The following is a 20866-nucleotide window of genomic DNA, read 5'->3' on the forward strand; positions in this document are numbered from 1 at the left end:
TGCGTGCTTTTAGAAATAACCTTGCTTCTTGCGCTGTTCCATCGCGGCTTCCGACGCCTGGTCGTCCATGCGCGTGGCGCCGCGTTCCGTGATTTCGGTCACGGCGGTTTCGGCGATGATCTTCTCGATGTTGTCGGCATCGCTCGCCACCGGGCAGGTGCAGCTGATGTCGCCCACGGTACGGAATCGCACCTGCGCCATTTCGCTGACTTCGCCTTCCTTCATCGGCGTGAGCGGCGTGACCGGCACGAGCAGGCCGTTGCGGCGCACGATCTCGCGCTGGTGCGCGTAGTAGATCGACGGCAGTTCGAGCTTTTCGCGCTCGATGTATTGCCACACGTCCAGTTCGGTCCAGTTCGAGATCGGGAACACGCGCAGGTGCTCGCCATTGTGCAGGCGCGCGTTGTAAAGGCTCCAGAGTTCCGGGCGTTGCGCCTTCGGGTCCCACTGGCCGAACTCGTCGCGGAACGAGAAGATGCGCTCCTTCGCGCGGGCTTTTTCTTCGTCGCGGCGCGCGCCGCCGATCATCGCCGTATAGCCGTATTGCTCGATGGTTTCGAGCAGCGTGACCGCCTGCGCGGCATTACGCGAATCGGTTTCGCGGCGCAGGCGCACCGTGCCTTTCCTGATCGAATCTTCGACATGACCGACCACGAGTTCCGCGCCGATTTCGGCTGCGCGACGATCGCGGAAGTCGATCACTTCCTCGTAGTTGTGACCCGTGTCGATGTGCACGAGCGGGAACGGCAGCGAGGTCTTGCGGTTCGCGCCCAGACCAAACGCCTTCAACGCGAGGGCGAGCACGACCACCGAATCCTTGCCGCCCGAGAACAGCAGCGCGGGCTTGCTGCACTCGGCAACGAGTTCGCGCAGGATGTGGATCGACTCGGCTTCGAGCCAGTCGAGATGGTCCATGCGGTTCGCCGTGACCTGAAGCGGCGCATTCACTGCGGAGTCGAGCGTCGTGCTCATGTTCGGATCCTTCGTCTGATCGCGTCCCGTTCCGAAGATTCGGGACGCGTTACTCTGTATTCGACTTTCGCCGCCGCTCGCTATAACACTGAAAACGGCGCGAAAACTTCAATTCTGGCTTGCACGTCCGATCGGCGAAACCGCTGGGGAAGCCTCTACGGCCACCGGAATCGCGGACACCGACGTGATGTGCAACCCGCATTCCTTCGTGTCGCGCGACTCCCACCACCAGCGGCCCGCGCGGCTGTCTTCGCCGGGACGGATCGCTCGCGTGCAGGGCTCGCAACCGATGCTCGGGTAGCCGCGCGCATGCAGCGGGTTCACCGGCACGTCGAAGGCGCGCAGATAGGTCCACACATCGGCCTCGGTCCAGTCCGCGAGCGGATTGAACTTGTCGATGTTGCGGGCTTCGTCGCGTTCTTCCTCGTGCAGCTCCGCGCGCGTGACCGACTGCTCGCGGCGCTGGCCCGTGACCCACGCCGACACGCCCGACAGCGCGCGATTGAGCGGCTCGACCTTGCGGATCTCGCAGCAGCGCTTGCGCAGATCGACGCTCTCGTAGAACGCGTTCAGGCCGTGCTGCGTGACGTATTCGTCGATCGCATCCTGCTGCGGATGAAACTGCTCGATCTCGTAGCCGTAGCGCGCGCGCACCGTATCGATCATGCCCACGGTTTCCGCGTGCAGGCGGCCCGTGTTCAGCGAGAAGATGCCGATCTTCACGCCACGCGACAGGATCGCGTGGGTGAGCAGCATGTCTTCGGCGGCGAGGCTGCTGGCTAGCTTCACGTCGGCGTGACGCGCGGCGATCGAATCGAGCAGTGCATCCAGGCGCTCGATCTTCGCTTGCAGTTGCGTCGACACTTCAGCCGTGATTTCGCTGGCTGGCGTGGAAGAAGCGACGGTCATGCTGCGACGCCTCGTTGCCCTTCCTTGCGGCGGAACAGCGGTGACGGCTCGTCGAACGCGCCCTGGTATTGCACCGTGAACTCGGTGAACGCCTTGAGCGCGTCGTTGATGTCCTTGTCGGCGCGCAGTGCGTAGGCGTCGAAACCGCAACGCTCGTAAAAGCGCAACTGGTCGCGCAGCACGTCGCCGATCGCGCGGATTTCGCCCTTGTAGCCATAACGCTCGCGCAGCAGACGCGCGATCGAATAGCCACGGCCATCGCGGAACACCGGGAAATCGACGCCGATCAGCGCGATCTTGTCGAAGTCGGCGACCACGTCCGCCGGTTCGCTGTCCGGCGCGAGCCACACGCCCAGTTCGTCCTTGCCGCGCGCGGCGACCAGCGCCTCGCGATTGGCCTGCCAGTACGCGAAAGGCACCAGCACCTTGCCCGCGGGCAGCGCGGCCACGTCGGGCAGCACGCCGTCTTCGGCTGCGCGCACGACCTGCCAGGAGTCTTCAACGATCTCGCGATTCTTGATGATCAATGCCATTGCTTAAGTCTCGTATCTCGTTTCGTTGCCGATCAGGCGTGGGCCGGTTGGCGCTGCGCGTACACGCGCTCCTTGAACGGCGCCATGCCGATGCGGTCGTACGTGTCGATGAAACGCTCGCCGTCGATGCGGTTTTCGACGAACGTGTCGATCACCTTCTGCACCACGTCGGGCATCTCTTCCGCCGAGAACGACGGGCCGATCACGCGGCCAAGGCGCGCGCCGTTGGCGCCGTTGCCCTGTTCGCCGCCGAGCGACACCTGATACCACTCCGAGCCGTCCTTATCCACGCCCAGCACGCCGATGTTGCCGACGTGATGGTGACCGCACGAGTTCATGCAGCCCGAGATGTTGAACGACAGGTCGCCGAGGTCGTAGACGAAATCGAGGTTGTCGAAACGCTCCTGGATCGCCAGCGCGATGGGGATCGACTTCGCATTCGCGAGCGAGCAGAAGTCGCCGCCCGGGCACGCGATGATGTCGGTCAACAGGCCGATGTTCGCGGTCGCAAAGCCTTGCTCCTTCGCCTTTTCCCACAGCGCGAACAGATCGCGCTTCTTGACGTCGGCGAGGATCAGGTTCTGCTCGTGCGAGACGCGGATCTGGCCGAACGAGTATTCGTCCGCCCAGTCGGCCAGGGCTTCCATCTGCTTGTCGGTGGCGTCGCCCGGCGCGATGTCGCGCGGCTTGAGCGAGATCGTGACCGACACATAGCCCGGCACGCGATGCGGGCGCGCATTGCGCTCGACCCAGCGCGCGAAGGCGCGGTTTTCCAGCAGATGCTTCTCGTAGGACGTGTCGGTATCGGCGAGCTTTTCGTAAGCCGGCGGCACGAAATACTGCGAGACGCGCTCGACTTCCGCCTGCGTGAGCGTCGAAGGGCCGTCCTTCAGGTGCTGCCACTCTTCTTCCACTTGCTGCGCGAACTTCTCGGGCGAGAGCGCCTTCACGAGAATCTTGATGCGCGCCTTGTAGAGGTTGTCGCGGCGGCCGTAGCGGTTGTACACGCGCAGCACGGCTTCGCAGTAGGTCAGCAGATGCTGCCACGGCAGGTTGCGCTTGATGATCGCGCCGATGATCGGCGTGCGGCCAAGACCGCCGCCCGCGAGGATCGACGCGACGATTTCGCCCTGCTCGTTACGGTCGAGATACACGCCCAGATCGTGGATCTGCACGGCGGCGCGGTCCTGCTTCGAACCCGACACGGCGATCTTGAACTTGCGCGGCAGCCACGCGAATTCGGGGTGGAACGTCGACCATTGACGCATGATCTCGGCCCACGGGCGCGGATCGACGACTTCGTCGGGCGTCACGCCCGCGAACTGGTCGGCGGTGATGTTGCGGATGCAGTTGCCCGACGTCTGGATGCCGTGCATCTGGACGGACGCGAGCTTGGCGAGGATTTCGGGCGTTTCTTCGAGCTTGATCCAGTTGTACTGGATGTTCGAGCGCGTCGAGAAGTGGCCGTACTCGCGGTCGTGCTCGCGCGCGATCTGGCCGAGCATGCGCAGTTGATCGCTACGCAGATTGCCGTAAGGAATCGCGACGCGAAGCATGTAGGCATGGCGCTGATAGTACAGGCCGTTCTGCAGACGCAGCGGGCGGAACTCTTCTTCGCTCAATTCGCCCGACAGGCGGCGGCGAACCTGGTCGCTGTATTGCGCGACGCGCTCGTCGACGATGGTCTGGTCGTACTGATCGTATTGGTACATTCGGGGACCCCAGGGTTGTATCAATCGCGGCGTTCCGGTTACGCCGCGTTCTCCGACTTCGACTTGGCCAGTTCTGGTCCTGCCCGACACGGCGCCTTCAAATCGCCGGTCATTTGCTAATGACCAAAACAGATATCCATATTGGAAAAGTTGGGGAAATGGTAATAAACTCGCCTTATATTTCAAACGATCTAAAAATCAGGTTGATATGCCAAGGGGTTATATATGAACCTGCATCAGTTCCGCTTCGTCCGCGAGGCCGTGCGTCAGAACTTCAACCTCACGGAAGCGGCCAAGGCACTGTATACAAGCCAGCCGGGCGTCTCGAAGGCGATCATCGAGCTGGAGGATGAATTAGGGGTCGAAATCTTCACCCGACACGGCAAGCGCGTGCGCTCGCTCACGGAGCCGGGCCGCATCATCCTTGCGTCGGTCGAACGCATTCTCCAGGAAGTGGAGAGCCTCAAGCGCGTCGGTAAGGACTATGCCGCGCAGGATCAAGGCAACCTGGTGATCGCCGCCACGCACACCCAGGCGCGCTACTCGCTGCCGGCGGCCATCGCCGAGTTCAAGCGGCGCTTTCCGAAGGTGCATCTGTCGATCCTGCAAGGCAGCCCCACGCAGGTGGCCGAGATGGTGCTGCACGATCAGGCCGATCTGGCGATCGCCACCGAGGCCATCTCCAACTACAAGGAACTGGTTTCGCTGCCCTGCTTCACCTGGCACCACGTCGCCGTGATGCTGCCCGATCATCCGCTGCTGGAGCGCAAGCCGCTCTCGCTCGATGATCTGGCCCAGTTTCCGCTGATCACCTATGACAACGCGTTCGCGGGCCGCACCAAGATCAACGAGGCGTTCCGTCTGCGCGGCCTGCAGCCCGACATCGTGCTCGAAGCCATCGACGCCGACGTGATCAAGACCTATGTGGAACTGGGCCTGGGTGTGGGGATCATGGCCGACATCGCCTTCAACGCCGAACGCGACCGCCATCTGCGCGCGTTGCCGGTCGGCCATCTGTTCGGCAGCAATGTGACGCGCGTGGCGCTCAAGCAGGGCGCGTATCTGCGCAGCTATGTGTATACGCTGGTCGAACTGCTCTCGCCGAGCCTGAACCGCAAGCTCATCGAACAGGCACTCAAGGGCGAACACGAGACTTACGAGCTGTAAAGGCGCGAGCGCGCCGCTCCTGGCCTGGGTACGCCGCCAGATAACCAGAACGCTTCTCGCTTTTTCCTTCCTGGAGACCGCTGCATGAAGTCGAAGCCGTATCTGCGTCTGAGTCCTTCGCTGCGCCCGTTCGCCCTGGCCGCCGCCCTCGCGCTGGGCGCCATTGCCCCCGCCGCCCACGCCGATCTGAAAGTGGGCATCGACCTATCGAGCACCGGCCCCGCCGCCGCCATCGGCATCACGAGCAAGAACGCGATGCTGATGTGGCCCCCGATCATCGCGGGACAGAAGGCGGAGTACATCGTGCTCGACGACGGCTCCGACCCGGGCGCGGCCGTGCGCAACATCCGCAAGCTCATCAACGAAGATCAGGTGGATGTGATCGTCGGTCCGAACATCACGCCCGCCGCGCTCGCGGCGCTCGATCCCGTGGCGCAAAGCAGGACGCCGATGATTACGCTGGTGGGCTCGGCGTCCGTGGTCGAGCCGCAGCAAGGCACACGCGTCTGGGCGTTCAAGATGGCGCAGACCGACGCGGCGATGGCCGATGTGATGACGCGCTACATGGCCGCGCACGGCGTGAAGACGGTGGGCTTCATCGGCTTCGCGGATAGCTACGGCGATAGCTGGCTCAACGAGTTCACGAAGAACGCCCGCGAACGCAACATCCAGATCGTGGCCACCGAGCGCTTTAACCGCACCGACGCCAGCGTGACGGGCCAGATCCTCAAGCTGATCGCCGCGAAACCGGACGCCGTGCTGATCGCGGGCGCGGGCACGCCCACGGTCCTGCCGCAGCGCACGCTGGCCGAGCGCGGCTACAAGGGCGCGATCTATCAGACGCATGGCATCGCCACGCCGGAGTTCATCAAGCTGGGCGGCAAGGAGGTCGAGGGCACGCTGTTCCCGACCCAGCCTGTCGTGGTCGCGCGCACGCTGCCCGCCGATCAACCGGCGCAAAAAGCCGCACTGGCCTTCGTGGACGCTTACGAGGCGAAGTACGGACCGGGCACGGTCACGCAGTTCGCGGGCGACGCGGCGGGCGTGTATCCGCGCCTGCAGGACGCCGTGGCCCGCGCGCTCAAGACCGCGCAACCGGGCACCGAGGCGTTCCGCGTCGCGCTGCGCAGCGAGCTTGAGCACGCGCACGAAGTAATCGTGCCCAACGGCATGGTCAACACGAGCGAAACAGACCACGTGGGTCTAGACCAGCGCGCAAGCGTGATGGGCACGATACGCGGCGGAAAGTTCGTGTATCTGGGGCAGTAGGCGGGCGCGAGCGGCGACCATTCGACCCTCAACGCTTGCGCTTTCGTGAGCCGGTATCCAGCGTTCCGGCTTCGTCGTCTTCGAACGAACTGGCCGCCGCTCGCCGCTTCGCGAAATGCGCCTCCACGTCTTCAGGCGCGACGGCGGGACGCGGTTCATCGAGCGCCTCGCGCACCTTCGCGCGAAACCAGGCGTCGTGCGTGGCCGGATCGACCGCGAAATCGAACGGCAGCGCGCCTTCGTTCGCGATACGCGTGAGCAGGATACGCACCGCGTCCGACACGGTGAGCCCCATCTTGTCGAGCACCGTCGATGCGCGCTGCTTCAACGCGGGATCGATGCGGACCTGTACCAATGCGCTCGCGCTCATTCCCCAACTCCTACGCGTGATGGTCGAAGCCGCATCGTAATTCATCTGTATTACATTGGACATGCTGGTTCCTTGAAGCAGGTTAAACACGCTTGAAGTTTCCCTGCCCGGCGCGATCCGCGGAACTCATCCGAATGGCTAGTCCTGCGCCACCTCCCTGCGCGTTTTCCCCTGTCGGCGGCAAGGCGCGCCGCGAAAGCCCTTTGGTACAATCTCGCGGTTGCCTGGCACCGTTTTCAACGCCCGGCGCCCTGCCCAGAATCCGAAAAAACCACAACGCCGAGTCACCATGAACATCGAACAAGCGCGTTTCAACATGATCGAACAGCAAATCCGCCCCTGGGAGGTGCTCGACCAGGACGTGCTGAATCTGCTCTCGATCGTCAAGCGTGAGCATTTCGTCCCCGCCGCCTACGCGGATCTCGCGTTCGCCGACCTCCAGTTGCCGCTGCCCAACGGCCAGCACATGATGCATCCGCGCGTCGAAGCGCGCGTGCTGCAGGAGCTTGCGGTGAAGAAGCACGAAAGCGTGCTGGAGATCGGGGCGGGTTCGGGTTACATGGCGGCGTTGCTCGCGCACCGTGCGCAGAAAGTCGTGACGGTCGAAATCGACACGGAACTCGCCGAATTCGCCCGCGCGAACTTCGTCAAGAACGGCGTGCTGAACGCCGAAGTCGTGCAGGGCGACGCCTCGCGCGGCTGGGCCGCGAATGCGCCCTACGACGTGATCTGCGTTTCGGGCGGCCTGCCCGTGGTGCCGCAGGAACTGCTCGAACAACTGAAGGTAGGCGGACGCCTTGCCGCATTCGTCGGCGGCGCGCCGGTCATGGAAGCCCAGATCATCACGCGCATGGACGACAAGCAGTACCGCGTCGCCAGTGTCTTCGAAACCTGGGTCGAAGCGCTTGAAAACGCCGTGCAGCCGCCGCGCTTCAAGTTCTAAAATCGAGCTTTACCACCGTAACCGGGCCGCGCGCCCGGTTGGTTCTTTCTCAAGATTGAGTCTTTCATGCAGATCCTGACCGCCCCCGCCCTCGCCGAATGGCTCGCCGATTCGTCGCGCCCCGCTCCCGTGCTGCTCGACGTGCGCGAGCCGTGGGAAATCGAAACGGCGAAGATCGACGGCATCGTCTCGATTCCGATGGCGCAGATCCCCGCGCGCAGCGAGGAACTGGACGACGAAGCGCAAGTCGTCTGCATCTGCCATCACGGCGCGCGCAGCGCCCAGGTTGCGATGTTCCTGGAGTCGCGCGGCTTCACGAACGTGTTCAACCTGCAAGGCGGCATCGACGCATGGTCGCGCCAGGTCGATCCGAAGGTGCCCACGTACTGATCCGCGGAACCCATGCGTACAAAGGGCGCAGCCTCACAGGGCTGCGCCCTTTTTCATTGCCACAACGCCGTTAATCGACTTCGCGCAAAACCAGCGCCACGGTCGAGAAGATCTCCTCGATCTGCTTCTCGTCGACGATCAGCGGCGGCGAGAACGCCAGAATGTCGCCCGTGTAGCGTATGAGCACGCCCTTCTGGTAACAGCGCACGAACGTCTCGTACGCGCGCGCACCGGGCGCGCCTTCGCGCGGCTCAAGCTCCACGCCGCCCACCAGCCCGAGATTGCGCACGTCGATCACATGCGGCTCGCCGCGCAGCTTGTGAATCTCGCGCTCGAAGATCGGCGCCATCTGCGCGGCGCGGCCAAACAAACCCTCGCGCTCGTACAGGTCGATGGTCGCGCGCTTGCGGCCACGGCGCCCATCGGCGCGGCAATGCCCCGCATTCACGCACCACAGCCCCGCGGTGCCATCGAGAATCTGCCGACCGTCGTGCGACATGAAGGGCATCCAGAACGCGGACAGATCGGGCAGGCTGGCATTCATCTGCATCTCCCTTTCGAAGATTGAGGGCATCGAAGTCGATCGAAGAAAACAGCGGGCTTGTGAAAATCAGTGTAGGCAGCGGGCAGCGCGTGCGCATGACATGCACAACGATGTAGCGCGCCTGCACTTGAGCACCTGTTCGCGACGATCTCGCGCCTCGTCGTGCACCGCGTCGCCCTTGTTTTTCGCACTGCAACGATGCAGCACGCCCGAACATGCGTCGCAGTGCACCACATTCGTGTACCCCTTGCGCCGCGCTGCGCCCCATGCGCACCGCCTGCGCCTTGCTGCTGCACACATGGCGCATATTTCACGCACTGGCATATCCCTTGCAGTAATGGTCCGGCAAGACTGACTCGAACAGCCGGCGCAAAACCACATGCGCCACGACCATGACTTCACCCAAAGGGGCAATGCAATGAAACGTCGCAGTCTGTTGAAATTCGGGACGATGTCGGGCGCGCTCGCACTCGCAGGACGCGTGCCGTTCGCGCACGCCGACACGGGCAGCGGCCCCATCAAGGTCGGCATTCTTCACTCGCTGTCGGGCACGATGGCGATTTCGGAGACCTCGCTCAAAGACACGGCGCTGATGACGATCTCCGACATCAACAAGAACGGCGGCGTGATGGGCCGGCAGATCGAGCCCGTGGTGGTGGACCCGGCCTCGAACTGGCCGCTGTTCGCCGAAAAGGCGCGCCAGTTGCTCACCCAGGACAAGGTCGCGTGCGTGTTCGGCTGCTGGACGTCGGTGTCGCGCAAGTCGGTACTGCCGGTGTTCGAGGAACTCAACGGCCTGCTCTACTACCCGGTGCAATACGAAGGGGAGGAAATGTCGCGCAACGTGTTCTACACGGGCGCCGCGCCCAATCAGCAGGCGCTTCCCGCCGTCGAATATCTGATGAGTCCGGAAGGCGGCGGCGCGAAGCGCTTCTTCCTGCTCGGCACCGACTATGTGTATCCGCGCACGACCAACAAGATCCTGCGCGCGTTCCTGCATTCGAAGGGTGTGAAGGACAGCGATATTCAGGAGGTCTACACGCCGTTCGGTCACAGCGACTATCAAACGATCGTCGCCAACATCAAGACCTTCTCGCAGGGCGGCAAGACCACGGTGGTCTCGACCATCAACGGCGATTCGAACGTGCCCTTCTACAAGGAACTCGGCAACCAGGGCATCAAGGCAACCGATGTACCGGTGGTCGCTTTCTCGGTGGGCGAAGAGGAACTGCGCGGCATCGATACGAAACCGCTCGTCGGCCATCTCGCGGCGTGGAATTACTTCATGTCGGTGAAAGGCCCGAACAACACGAAGTTCAAGGAACAGTTCGAGTCGTGGGTCGCCACCAACAACCTGCCGGGCGGCAGCAAACGCGTCACCAATGATCCGATGGAGGCCACGTATGTCGGCATCCATATGTGGAAGCAGGCCGTCGAAAAAGCGAAGAGCACCGACGTGGACAAGGTGCGCGTGGCGATGATCGGCCAGAGCGTGGCCGCGCCTTCGGGCTTCACGCTGTCGATGGACGGCAACCACCATCTGCACAAGCCCGTGATGATCGGCGAGATTCGCGGCGACGGCCAGTTCAACGTCGTGTGGAAGACGAAGACGGCGATTCGCGCTCAGCCGTGGAGTCCGTTCATCGCCGGCAACGAAGGCAAGCCGGATGTCGTGACGCAAGACGTGCTGCCGGAGTTCCTGCACCGCTCGCGCACGGCTTGATGATGGCTCGCTGAGTCGGCCAGCTTGAGTCGGCCAGCAACACCAGGTAATACCAGGCGCGCCACGCGACACGTCTCGCGTAGCGCGCACGATCTGCCCGAACGGGGCGCACTGCAGCGGCCTTATGCTTTGGGGCGCACCCCGCATCAAGAAGAAGACATCATGGCTCTCTCATTCTCGAGGTTTGCCCGCGCGGGGCTGCGTCAGTTACTGGCCGCCGCGCTCTTTGCCGTGCTCGGCGCAAGCGCTCACGCGCTCGAAACCGCCGATGTCGCGCCGCTTGGCGCCGACGACTTCGACGCGAAATCCGCCGCCATCGACAAGCTCATCGCCACGCACGACGCCGCTTCACTAGCACTCCTGAAGGCTTTGTCAGAAGACAACGTGAGCGCGACCGATTCCGGCGAAGTGCTGATCCAGGACGGCGACAATGCACGCGACGCCGCCACCGGCAAGCCCGTGGCGGCAAACGTCGCGTCCAGCGCCCAATCCATCACGCTCAACAACCAGTTGCGCTCTAAAGTGGCGGGCGCGCTCTCGGGCCTGCAGCTCGCCTCGCCTGACGTCGAAACGCGCCGCGCCGCCATCGCCGAACTGCTGAAGAACCCCGACCCGTCGATGAAGCCGATGATCGACGCCGCCCGCGCGAAGGAAGCCGATCCTGCGCTCAAGCGCCGTCTCGACACGCTATGGGCGATGAGCGCACTGCGCGATCCGGACGCGGCGACGCGTCTGGAAGCCACGAAGCTGGTCGCGGCGCGCCACGATCTCGACATGTACGAACTGCTGCGCCCGCTCGTTGCGAAGAACACGAGCGGCGGCTGGAGCGAACCCGATGCCAACGTGCGCGCGGCCGCCCAGCAAGGCATCGACGCGCTCGATTCGATCCAGCGCCGCAGCCAGATCCTCGGCACGCTGTTCGCCGGTCTGTCGCTGGGCAGCGTGCTGCTGCTCGCGGCGTTGGGCCTCGCGATCACGTATGGCCTCATCGGCGTCATCAACATGGCGCACGGCGAATTCCTCATGATCGGTGCGTACGCAACCTATGTGGTGCAGACGCTCTTTCAGCGCTACGCGCCCGGCGCGTTCGACTGGTATCCGCTGCTGGCGATTCCCGCTTCGTTCATCGTCGCCGCGCTGATCGGCGCGGGAATCGAGCGGCTGGTGATCCGCCATCTCTATGGCCGTCCGCTGGAAACGCTGCTGACCACCTTCGGCATCAGCCTGATCCTGATTCAGGCCACGCGCATGCTGTTCGGCGCGCAGAACGTGCAGGTCGAAAACCCCGCGTGGATGAGCGGCGGCGTGACGGTGATGCAGAACCTCATCCTGCCGTACAACCGCCTGGCGATCCTCGCGTTCTCGCTGATCGTGGTGGGCATCGCGTGGACCGTGCTCAACAAAACGCGTCTGGGCCTGTTCGTGCGCGCCGTCACGCAGAACCGCCGCATGGCCGCCTGCGTGGGCGTGCGCACCGCGCGCGTCGATGCGTGGGCGTTCGCGTTCGGCGCGGGCATCGCGGGTCTGGGCGGCTGCGCGCTCTCGCAGATCGGCAACGTCGGTCCGGATCTTGGCCAGAGCTACATCATCGACTCGTTCATGGCCGTGGTGCTGGGCGGCGTGGGCCAGATCGCAGGCACGGTGATCGGTGGCTTTGGCCTTGGCCTGGTTTCCAAGGCCATCGAGCCGTTCTGGGGCGCGGTGCTCGCGAAGATCGCCGTGCTCGTGCTGATCGTGCTCTTCATCCAGAAGCGTCCGCAGGGGCTGTTCGCCCTCAAGGGCCGTAGCGCGGAGGCTTGAACCACATGACCGTCGCCACTTCCACTTCGCCGCGTCATACGCTCGGCGCGCAAGAGAGCGCTGCCGAAACCTTCGCGCTCGGCCTGCCCGCGCGCCCCGCCCTGCTTTCGCGCCGTGCCTGGCTTGCGCTGATCGCGCTCATCATCGCCATCGGCGTGGGCGTGCCGCTGTGCGCGCTGGTGCTGCCGCAATCGAGCGCGCTGCATCTGTCCGCCTACACGATGACGCTCGCGGGCAAGCTCATGTGCTACGCGATCGCCGCGCTCGCGCTCGATCTCGTGTGGGGCTATTGCGGCATTCTGAGCCTGGGCCACGGCTTGTTCTTCGCGCTGGGCGGCTACGCCATCGGCATGTATCTGATGCGCGAGATCGGCCACGACGGCAAATACGGCAGCGATCTGCCCGACTTCATGGTGTTCCTCGACTGGCATTCGCTGCCGTGGTACTGGCAGGGCACGCAGCATCTGGGCGTGGCGCTGCTGCTGGTCGTGCTGGTGCCCGCCGTGGTCGCGTGGGTGTTCGGCTTCTTCACGTTCCGCTCGCGCGTGAAGGGCGTGTATCTGTCGATCATCACGCAGGCCATGACCTTCGCCGCGATGCTGCTGTTCTATCGCAACGAAACGGGCTTCGGCGGCAATAACGGCTTCACGGATTTCAAGCGCATCGCAGGTATGCCGATCACGCATCCGGGCACGCGCACGGTGCTGTTTCTGCTGACCTTCGCCACGCTCGTGCTGGCGTTTCTGGCGGCGCGCGCGATCGTCACCTCGAAGCTCGGCCGCGTCGTGACCGCCGTGCGCGACGGCGAAACGCGCCTGATGTTCCTCGGCTACAGCCCGCTCGGCTACAAGCTGTTCATCTGGACGCTCTCGGCCGTGCTGTGCGGCATCGCGGGCGCGCTCTACGTGCCGCAGGTCGGCATCATCAACCCGAGCGAGATGTCGCCGGGCAACTCGATCGAAATGGCGATCTGGGTGGCCGTGGGCGGACGCGGGACGCTGATCGGCCCGATCATCGGCGCGTTCGCGGTCAATGGCGCGAAGAGCTTTTTCACTGCCTATTTCGCCGAATACTGGCTGTTCTTCCTCGGCCTCATCTTCGTGCTGGTGCCGCTACTGCTGCCCAACGGCATCATGGGCCTGATCGAACTCGCGGCGAAACGCCTCGGAGGCAAGCGCGCATGAACGGACATATCCTGCTCAACGACCCGCTCAACCACAACCCGTTCGACGACGCGGACACGCTCGCGGTCTCCGGCGTCGCCAGCATGGGACACGTGGTCGAGCCAGGCGCAATCGATATCTCGCACGGCACGATCCTCTATCTGGAAGACGTGACCGTGAGCTTCGACGGCTTTCGCGCGCTCAACAAACTGTCGCTTGCCATCGACGCGGGCGAGCTGCGCTGCGTGATCGGCCCGAACGGCGCGGGCAAGACCACGATGATGGACGTCATCACCGGCAAGACATCGCCCGATTCGGGCAAGGTGTTTCTCGGCCAGACGCTCGACCTCACGCGCATGAACGAACCATCGATCGCGCGCGCGGGGATCGGTCGCAAGTTCCAGAAGCCCACGGTGTTCGAGCAGCATCCCGTGTGGGAGAACCTCGAACTCGCCATGAAGGCCGACAAGGGCTGGTTCGCGACGCTGCGCGCGCGGCTCGATCGCGACGCGCAGGCGAAGATCGAGCAGACGCTCGAAATCATTCGCCTCGAAAGCGATGCGCGGCGTCTTGCGGGCGAGCTTTCGCACGGGCAGAAGCAGCGGCTGGAAATCGGCATGCTGCTGATGCAAAAGCCGCAGTTGCTGCTGCTGGACGAACCCGCCGCGGGCATGACCGACGACGAAACGATGGAACTGGCCGCCCTGCTCAACCGCCTGCGCGGCAGTTGCTCGATGATGGTGGTCGAGCACGACATGGAGTTCGTCGCGGCGCTCGCGGGCGAGACCGGCCGCGTTACCGTGATGGCCGAGGGCCGCGTGCTCGCGCACGGCACGCTCGACGACGTGAAGCGCGACGAAACCGTGATCGAATCGTATCTGGGACGCTAAAAGATCATTAGCCATGCTGAACATTGAATCGCTGAACCAGTATTACGGTGGCAGCCACATCCTGCGCAACGTCTCGATGACGGTGCCGCAAGGCGAATTGACGGTCCTGCTCGGGCGCAACGGCGTGGGCAAGACCACGCTGCTGCGCTGCCTGATGGGCGTGGTGCCTACCAAAAGCGGCACGATCGCCTGGGGCGATCACGCGCTCACGAAGCTGCCCACGCACGCACGCGTGGCGCAGGGGCTGGCTTATGTGCCACAAGGGCGCGATATCTTTCCACGTCTCACGGTGGAAGAAAATCTGCTGGTGGGCGCGGCGAGCAAAAAGCGCATGCCCAAGGGCGTGCCCGACCATATCTACACGCTCTTTCCCGTGCTCAAGGACATGAAGGCGCGGCGCGGCGGCGATCTTTCCGGCGGCCAGCAACAGCAACTGGCGATTGGGCGCGCGCTGATGAGCGATCCGCAACTGCTGATTCTCGATGAGCCGACCGAAGGCATTCAGCCATCGATCATTCAGGATATCGGACGCACGCTGCGCAGACTCGTCGAGGAGATGAATCTCACGGTGCTGCTGGTCGAGCAGTATTACGACTTCGCCAAGGCTATCGCGGATCGCTATTGGGTGATGAGCCGCGGCGAGATCGTCGCGGGCGGCGCGGGCGCGCAGATGGATGCGGATGGCGTGCGGGAGTTGATTGCGGTGTGACAATGGTTTGAGCGACGGGCGACAAATGGGGACCGACGAGACGCAAGGAACCGGCCGTGGTTTCTTGCGTCACGACCATAAAAAGTCTATATTCGGACCGGTCACGTCAATCAGGGAGCCGCGCATGCGCTATTCGTCGCAGGTCAAACCGATCAGCTATCTCAAGGCAAACGCAGCAGAAGTGCTCGCACAACTGGCCGAGCAACGCGAGCCGCTGGTCATCACCCAGAACGGTGAAGCCAAAGCCGTCCTGCAAGACGTTGCCTCATTTGAGCAAACCCAGGAAACGCTGGCATTGCTGAAGCTTTTGGCACTCGGGAATCAGGACGTCGCAGCAGGCAAGGTGAAGCCGGCCGCCAATGTCGTCGCGCGCCTGCGAGCCAAGCGGAACGCCGGCTGATGCAGGGTGCAAGCGTGCGCTTCGACGTTCTCATGACTGAGGGCGCGGAGCATGACCTGGAGTCCATCTACGACTACATCGCCGAATTCGACTGTCCGGCCAACGCGGACTACGTATTGGATCAGTTGAATAGCGTGCTGGAAAACCTGGCCTGCTTTCCCGAAAGAGGGAGCCATCCGAAGGAACTGATCGCCCTCGGAATCAAGGAATATCGGCAGGCGATGTTCAAGCCTTACCGCGTAATCTATCGCGTCATCGACACGCAGATTGTCATCTACGTGATCGCCGATGGTCGGCGCGACATGCAATCGCTGCTATCACTCAGACTGCTAGGCGCCTGATTTTTGCCTGGACAGGCGCGCGCCAGCCCGCGTGCTATCCTCGCCACCATTCGCACACGCCCACGTTTTCAGCATGTCGCTCCACGAAGATCACGCCGCGCTCGCTAACAACACGCTGCGCAATACCGCGCCGCCCGAATGGGCCGCGAAGCTCGAACTTGGCTTTGAGCTTCAGAAGACGCGCACGGCGCTCACGCATCGGCTGCACGCCGGTCCGTTGCGCGTGCAACGACCGCTCTACCCCGAAGGCGACGCGATCTGCCACGCGGTGATCGTGCATCCGCCGGCGGGCATCGCGGGCGGCGACCGGCTCGACATCGACGTGAAGGTGGGCGACGGCGCGCATGCGGTGCTCACCACGCCCGGCGCGACCAAGTGGTACAAGTCGAACGGGCGCGTCGCGCGCCAGCGCATCCATGTGCGCGTAGGCGCAGGCGCGAAGTTCGACTGGCTGCCGCAGAACAATCTCGTCTTCGATCACGCACATGCGGAACTGGACTTTGCGCTCACGCTCGCGCAAGGCGCGACGGCCATCGGCTGGGAGGCGATGCAACTGGGCCGTCAGGCCGCAGGCGAGCGCTGGTCGGCGGGCATGGTGCGCTCGCTCACGCGCGTGATTCGTGCCGCCGCGCCCGATGCCGCCACGCTCGATACGAATGAGCAACTGCTCTGGTTCGAACGTGCGCTGATCGACGCCGCCGACCCGCTGCGCGACGCGCCGCAAGGACTCGCGGGCTTTCCCGCGTTCGGCGTGCTGTGGGCGATCGGGCCTGCGTGCAACGACGCGCTCGCACAGGACCTGGCCGCGACGCTGCCCTTCGACGATGCGCTGCGTTCGGGCGCAAGCTGCGTGGCGCCGGGCGTGCTGCTCGTGCGCGTGGTCGCGCGCTCGATGGAGCCGCTGCAGAACACGCTCGCGCAATGCTGGTCACAACTGCGGCCATTCGTGCACGGCGTGCCGGGCGCACCGCTGCGTCTGTGGACTACGTAAGCCTACGCACCATCCCGGCGCGCTCTCATGCGCCGACGCACAACATCACGTCAACAAAACGCCAATGAGGTGCAAATTAGCCCCGCGTTTGGTGCATTCACGCTGCCCCCTTCATTGGCACAACCCTTGCTGTCAGCTTGCACGGATTCGCGCGCGCAGCGTGCGAGGCTGCAAGCTGGCCGTAACCTGGCTCCCGTAAGCTGAACTGGCGCAAACTCCGAGGGCGTGCATTCGCTTCGCATCGGCCTCGCCGGCCCGCGCGCCGGAAAATCACCCAGCACCCCGCCCAAGACCCAGAACGATGAAGCTCACGCCACGCGAGAAAGACAAGCTCCTGATCTTCACCGCCGCGCTGCTCGCCGAAAGGCGCCGCGCCCGCGGCCTCAAGCTCAACTACCCGGAGGCGGTCGCCTTCATCAGCGCGGCGCTGATGGAAGCCGCCCGTGACGGCAAGACCGTCGCCGAGGTCATGCACTACGGCACCACGCTGCTCACGCGCGACGACGTGATGGACGGCGTGCCCGAGATGATCCCCGACATCCAGGTCGAAGCCACCTTCCCCGACGGCACCAAGCTCGTCACCGTCCATCATCCGATTCCTTGAGTCGGGAGGAGCCACTCATGATCCCCGGCGAAATGCTCATCGACGAAGGCGAAATCGAACTCAACGCGGGCCGCGAAACCGTAACCGTGACGGTTGCGAACACGGGCGATCGTCCCGTGCAGATCGGCTCGCACTTTCACTTTTACGAAGTCAACGACGCGCTGGCGTTCGACCGTGAGGCCGCGCGCGGCTTTCGCCTGAACATCGCGGCGGGCACCGCCGTGCGTTTCGAGCCCGGCCAGGAGCGCACCGTCGAACTGGTCGCGCTCGCAGGCGAGCGCGCCGTCTACGGCTTCAGCGGCAAGGTGATGGGCCCGCTCTGAGCGGCACGCCCACCTCACGTTTCGAATTCATCAGGATTCCGATATGACTTTGAAGATCGGCCGCCGCGCCTATGCGGAGATGTTCGGCCCCACGACCGGCGACCGCGTGCGTCTTGCCGACACCGAACTGCTCATCGAAATCGAGCGCGACTACACCGTCTATGGCGACGAGGTGAAATTCGGCGGCGGCAAGGTGATTCGCGACGGCATGGGCCAGTCGCAGCGCCTGCACGCCGAAGTGGCCGACACGGTCGTGACCAACGCCGTGATTCTCGATCACTGGGGCATCGTGAAAGCCGACATCGGCATCAAGGACGGGCGCATCTGGAAGATCGGCAAGGCGGGCAATCCGGACGTGCAGCCGGGCGTGACGATTCCGATCGGCGCGTCGACGGAAGTGATCGCGGGCGAAGGCCAGATCGTCACGGCGGGCGGCATCGACACGCACATCCACTTCATCAGCCCGCAGCAGATCGACGAGGCGCTGGCCTCGGGCGTGACCACGATGCTCGGCGGCGGCACGGGGCCGGCGACCGGCACCAACGCCACCACCTGCACCCCGGGTCCGTGGCATATGGAGCGCATGTTGCAGGCAGCCGACGGCTGGCCGATCAACCTCGGCTTTCTCGGCAAAGGCAACGTGAGCCTGCCCCAGCCCGCCGAAGAGCAGATCGCTGCGGGCGCCATCGGCCTCAAGCTGCACGAGGACTGGGGCTCGACGCCCGCCGCCATCGACAACTGCTTGACTGTTGCGGACGCAACCGATACGCAGGTCGCGATCCACACCGACACGCTCAACGAATCGGGCTTCCTGGAAGCGACCGTGGGCGCCTTCAAGGGCCGCACGATCCACACGTATCACACGGAAGGCGCGGGCGGCGGCCACGCACCCGACATCATCAAGGTGTGCGGCGAAGCCAACGTCCTGCCCTCCTCGACCAACCCGACGCGCCCCTATACCGTCAACACGCTCGACGAACACCTCGACATGCTGATGGTTTGCCATCACCTCGATCCGTCGATTGCCGAGGACATCGCTTTCGCGGAGTCGCGCATTCGCCGCGAAACCATCGCCGCCGAAGATATCCTGCACGACCTCGGCGCCCTGTCGATGCTTTCTTCGGATTCCCAGGCGATGGGTCGCGTAGGCGAAGTCATCATCCGCACCTGGCAGAGCGCGCACAAGATGAAGGTGCAACGCGGCGCGCTGCCCGAGGACACGTCACGCAACGACAACTTCCGCGTCAAGCGCTATGTGGCCAAGTACACGATCAACCCAGCGCTCACGCATGGCATCGCGCACGAAGTCGGCTCGATCGAGCCGGGCAAATGGGCCGATCTCGTGTTCTGGGACCCGGCCTTCTTCGGCGTCAAGCCGTCGCTGATTCTCAAGGGCGGCATGATCGCGCTCGCGCAGATGGGCGACCCGAACGCCTCGATTCCCACGCCGCAACCCGTGCACTATCGCGAGATGTTCGGCACGCGCGGGCGCGCGCTCACGCAGACCTCGTTGACCTTTGTTTCGCAGCTTTCGCTCGACCTTGGCATGCCCGAGCGCTACGGCCTGCAAAAGCGTATCGTGGCCGTACGCAACTGCCGCAACGTCACGAAGGCGGACATGATCCACAACGCGTGGCAGCCGTCGATCAGCGTCGATCCGGAGACCTATCAGGTCGTCGCCGATGGACAATTGCTGACCTGCGAACCCGCCACGGTCCTGCCGATGGCGCAGCGCTATTTCCTGTTCTAAGTTTGATGCACTGATATGCGTACGATCGACAAACGACTCACCGCGAAGCTCGCGAGCGTGCTGGTGAAGCGCGCGCCCACGCTCACGCTGCCGTACGACATGCGCTGCAAGAGCCGCTTCGCGGCCACGCTCGATAGCGGCGAGGAAGTGGGCGTGGTGCTGCCGCGCGGCACCATCCTGCGCGAGGGCGACATGCTGGTCGCCGACGATGGCGGCCTCGTGCGCGTGATCGCGGCGGCGCAAAGCGTGCTGCGCGTGCGCGCGCCCGACCGGCTCACGCTCACGCGCGCGGCGTACCATCTGGGCAACCGCCACACGCCCGTGGAAGTGGGCATCGACGAACTGAAGCTCGAAGCCGATCCGGTGCTCGAAGACATGCTCAAGCGCCTGGGCGCGCAGGTCGAGCGCGCGGAACTGCCGTTCCAGCCCGAATCCGGCGCGTACGGCGGCGGTCATCGGCATGGTCACGACGAGACTTTCGCGGAGGACTACGCGCTCGCGCAACGCGTGTTCGACGAGCATCACGGCCACGCGCACGATCACGGTCATGCACACGATCACGCGCATGGTCACGATCATTCGCACGATCACGACCACGGCCCCGACTGCGGCCACGATCACGCGCATTGCGACGGCCACGCTCACGATCACAGCCATGAACATCGCTGAACTCACGGCGCTGCTGCATCTCGCATCGCCCGCGCTGCCGATCGGCGCGTTCAGCTATTCGCAGGGACTCGAAGCGGCCATCGATGTCGGCCTGATCGCCGGCGCCGACGATGCCGCGCACTGGATCGCCAATGGCCTCGCCAACGTGCTCGCGCCTGGCGAACTGCCGTTCATCGCGCATCAACTCGAACGCTGGCGCGCTCACGATACGCAGTCCACACAAGCACTGCTCGACGCCAACGCCGAATTCATCGCCAGCCGCGAATCAGCCGAGTTGCGCCGCGAAACCGCGCAGATGGGCTGGTCGCTGCGTCAGTTGTGCGCGCAACTTGAATGGGGCGATGCCGAACGGCGCACCACGCTCGAACGCATGACGCCGATTGCGCAGCCCACGGCCTTCGCTTTCGCGGCGTGGGCGCACGATGCGTCAACGCAAGCGACGCTCGCGGCCTACGCATTCAGTTGGGTCGAGAACCAGACGGCGGCCGCGCTCAAGGCCGTGCCGCTCGGCCAGCTCGCGGGCCAGCGCATCGTGGTGGCGCTGCGGCCCAGAATCGAAGACGCGGTTGCGCGCGCGCTCGCCACGCCGCCCGACGCGCTCAACACCTTCGCGCCGCAGCTCGGCATTCTGTCCGCGCGGCACGAATCACAATACTCGCGGCTATTCCGCTCCTGACGCTCCTGACCTCATCCG

22 protein-coding genes and 1 pseudogene are annotated in these 20866 nt (G+C 64.3%); 17 read left to right on the forward strand and 6 right to left on the reverse strand.

Annotated features, from left to right (window positions below):
* Positions 1 to 9 precede the first annotated feature (9 nt).
* The 4 genes from cysD to B0G62_RS01240 form a co-directional block, all read right to left on the reverse strand.
* A complete protein-coding gene (gene cysD / locus B0G62_RS01225; RefSeq protein ID WP_103701736.1) occupies positions 10 to 972 on the reverse strand; it encodes a sulfate adenylyltransferase subunit CysD in 963 nt (320 codons plus the stop codon).
* Positions 973 to 1080: 108 nt separating this feature from the next.
* Positions 1081 to 1881: a phosphoadenylyl-sulfate reductase gene (locus B0G62_RS01230; protein WP_103701738.1), complete on the reverse strand. Its 801-nt coding sequence runs from the start codon at positions 1879 to 1881 to the stop codon at positions 1081 to 1083.
* Complete coding sequence (locus B0G62_RS01235; protein WP_103701740.1) at positions 1878 to 2414, reverse strand: DUF934 domain-containing protein; 537 nt, start codon at positions 2412 to 2414, stop codon at positions 1878 to 1880. The genes B0G62_RS01230 and B0G62_RS01235 overlap by 4 nt, the downstream gene beginning before the upstream one ends.
* A gap of 32 nt (positions 2415 to 2446) precedes the next feature.
* The gene (locus tag B0G62_RS01240; protein ID WP_103701742.1) at positions 2447 to 4126 is read right to left on the reverse strand and encodes a nitrite/sulfite reductase; all 1680 of its coding nucleotides are present in this window, start codon (positions 4124 to 4126) and stop codon (positions 2447 to 2449) included.
* A gap of 225 nt (positions 4127 to 4351) precedes the next feature.
* On the opposite strand from B0G62_RS01240, the gene B0G62_RS01245 reads away from it, so the two are divergent.
* A complete protein-coding gene (locus tag B0G62_RS01245) occupies positions 4352 to 5293 on the forward strand; it encodes a CysB family HTH-type transcriptional regulator (RefSeq protein WP_103701744.1) in 942 nt (313 codons plus the stop codon).
* 84 nt (positions 5294 to 5377) lie between these two features.
* On the forward strand, positions 5378 to 6562 hold the full coding sequence (locus tag B0G62_RS01250; protein WP_103701746.1) for an ABC transporter substrate-binding protein: 1185 nt from the start codon (positions 5378 to 5380) through the stop codon (positions 6560 to 6562).
* A gap of 28 nt (positions 6563 to 6590) precedes the next feature.
* Here B0G62_RS01250 and B0G62_RS01255 read toward each other — a convergent pair whose 3' ends face one another.
* On the reverse strand, positions 6591 to 6932 hold the full coding sequence (locus B0G62_RS01255; RefSeq protein ID WP_103701748.1) for a type II toxin-antitoxin system RelB/DinJ family antitoxin: 342 nt from the start codon (positions 6930 to 6932) through the stop codon (positions 6591 to 6593).
* 289 nt (positions 6933 to 7221) lie between these two features.
* Here B0G62_RS01255 and B0G62_RS01260 point away from each other — a divergent pair, with 289 nt between their 5' ends.
* Together B0G62_RS01260 and B0G62_RS01265 are read left to right on the forward strand one after the other, a co-directional pair.
* Positions 7222 to 7875, forward strand: a complete 654-nt coding sequence (locus B0G62_RS01260; protein WP_103701750.1) for a protein-L-isoaspartate O-methyltransferase family protein — start codon at positions 7222 to 7224, stop codon at positions 7873 to 7875.
* Between the two features lie 66 nt (positions 7876 to 7941).
* Positions 7942 to 8265, forward strand: coding sequence for a rhodanese-like domain-containing protein (locus tag B0G62_RS01265; protein ID WP_103701752.1), 324 nt, complete (start codon positions 7942 to 7944; stop codon positions 8263 to 8265).
* Between the two features lie 70 nt (positions 8266 to 8335).
* Here the strand turns inward: B0G62_RS01265 and B0G62_RS01270 are convergent.
* Positions 8336 to 8665, reverse strand: a pseudogene (locus B0G62_RS01270) (aminotransferase class III-fold pyridoxal phosphate-dependent enzyme); the annotation flags it as partial.
* A gap of 562 nt (positions 8666 to 9227) precedes the next feature.
* Here B0G62_RS01270 and urtA point away from each other — a divergent pair.
* The 13 genes from urtA (at position 9228) to B0G62_RS01335 (ending at position 20848) form a co-directional block, all read left to right on the forward strand.
* Complete coding sequence (gene urtA, locus B0G62_RS01275) at positions 9228 to 10532, forward strand: urea ABC transporter substrate-binding protein (RefSeq protein WP_103701754.1); 1305 nt, start codon at positions 9228 to 9230, stop codon at positions 10530 to 10532.
* 162 nt (positions 10533 to 10694) lie between these two features.
* A complete protein-coding gene (gene urtB, locus B0G62_RS01280) occupies positions 10695 to 12332 on the forward strand; it encodes an urea ABC transporter permease subunit UrtB (protein WP_103702869.1) in 1638 nt (545 codons plus the stop codon).
* Positions 12333 to 12337: 5 nt separating this feature from the next.
* On the forward strand, positions 12338 to 13516 hold the full coding sequence (gene urtC, locus B0G62_RS01285; RefSeq protein ID WP_103701756.1) for an urea ABC transporter permease subunit UrtC: 1179 nt from the start codon (positions 12338 to 12340) through the stop codon (positions 13514 to 13516).
* 83 nt (positions 13517 to 13599) lie between these two features.
* Positions 13600 to 14385: an urea ABC transporter ATP-binding protein UrtD gene (gene urtD, locus B0G62_RS01290; RefSeq protein WP_227473069.1), complete on the forward strand. Its 786-nt coding sequence runs from the start codon at positions 13600 to 13602 to the stop codon at positions 14383 to 14385.
* 13 nt (positions 14386 to 14398) lie between these two features.
* Positions 14399 to 15094, forward strand: coding sequence for an urea ABC transporter ATP-binding subunit UrtE (urtE, locus tag B0G62_RS01295; RefSeq protein ID WP_103701760.1), 696 nt, complete (start codon positions 14399 to 14401; stop codon positions 15092 to 15094).
* Between the two features lie 124 nt (positions 15095 to 15218).
* Positions 15219 to 15494 carry a type II toxin-antitoxin system Phd/YefM family antitoxin gene (locus tag B0G62_RS01300; RefSeq protein ID WP_103701762.1) on the forward strand — a complete coding sequence of 92 codons (276 nt, stop codon included), beginning with the start codon at positions 15219 to 15221 and terminating at the stop codon, positions 15492 to 15494.
* Positions 15494 to 15835 (forward strand): type II toxin-antitoxin system RelE/ParE family toxin, encoded by a 342-nt coding sequence (locus B0G62_RS01305; protein WP_103701764.1) that lies wholly within the window; start codon positions 15494 to 15496, stop codon positions 15833 to 15835. Before B0G62_RS01300 ends, B0G62_RS01305 begins: the two co-directional genes overlap by 1 nt.
* 73 nt (positions 15836 to 15908) lie before the next feature.
* A complete protein-coding gene (locus B0G62_RS01310; RefSeq protein WP_103701766.1) occupies positions 15909 to 16826 on the forward strand; it encodes an urease accessory protein UreD in 918 nt (305 codons plus the stop codon).
* Positions 16827 to 17127: 301 nt separating this feature from the next.
* Positions 17128 to 17430 carry an urease subunit gamma gene (gene ureA, locus B0G62_RS01315; RefSeq protein WP_065057295.1) on the forward strand — a complete coding sequence of 101 codons (303 nt, stop codon included), beginning with the start codon at positions 17128 to 17130 and terminating at the stop codon, positions 17428 to 17430.
* A gap of 17 nt (positions 17431 to 17447) precedes the next feature.
* Complete coding sequence (locus B0G62_RS01320) at positions 17448 to 17753, forward strand: urease subunit beta (protein ID WP_103701768.1); 306 nt, start codon at positions 17448 to 17450, stop codon at positions 17751 to 17753.
* Between the two features lie 43 nt (positions 17754 to 17796).
* Complete coding sequence (gene ureC / locus B0G62_RS01325; RefSeq protein ID WP_103701770.1) at positions 17797 to 19503, forward strand: urease subunit alpha; 1707 nt, start codon at positions 17797 to 17799, stop codon at positions 19501 to 19503.
* Between the two features lie 15 nt (positions 19504 to 19518).
* Positions 19519 to 20172 (forward strand): urease accessory protein UreE, encoded by a 654-nt coding sequence (gene ureE / locus B0G62_RS01330; protein ID WP_103701772.1) that lies wholly within the window; start codon positions 19519 to 19521, stop codon positions 20170 to 20172.
* Positions 20159 to 20848 (forward strand): urease accessory protein UreF, encoded by a 690-nt coding sequence (locus B0G62_RS01335; RefSeq protein ID WP_103701774.1) that lies wholly within the window; start codon positions 20159 to 20161, stop codon positions 20846 to 20848. The genes ureE and B0G62_RS01335 overlap by 14 nt, the downstream gene beginning before the upstream one ends.
* Positions 20849 to 20866: the final 18 nt, after the last annotated feature.

The organism is Paraburkholderia eburnea (assembly GCF_002917095.1).
GTDB lineage: Bacteria > Pseudomonadota > Gammaproteobacteria > Burkholderiales > Burkholderiaceae > Paraburkholderia > Paraburkholderia eburnea.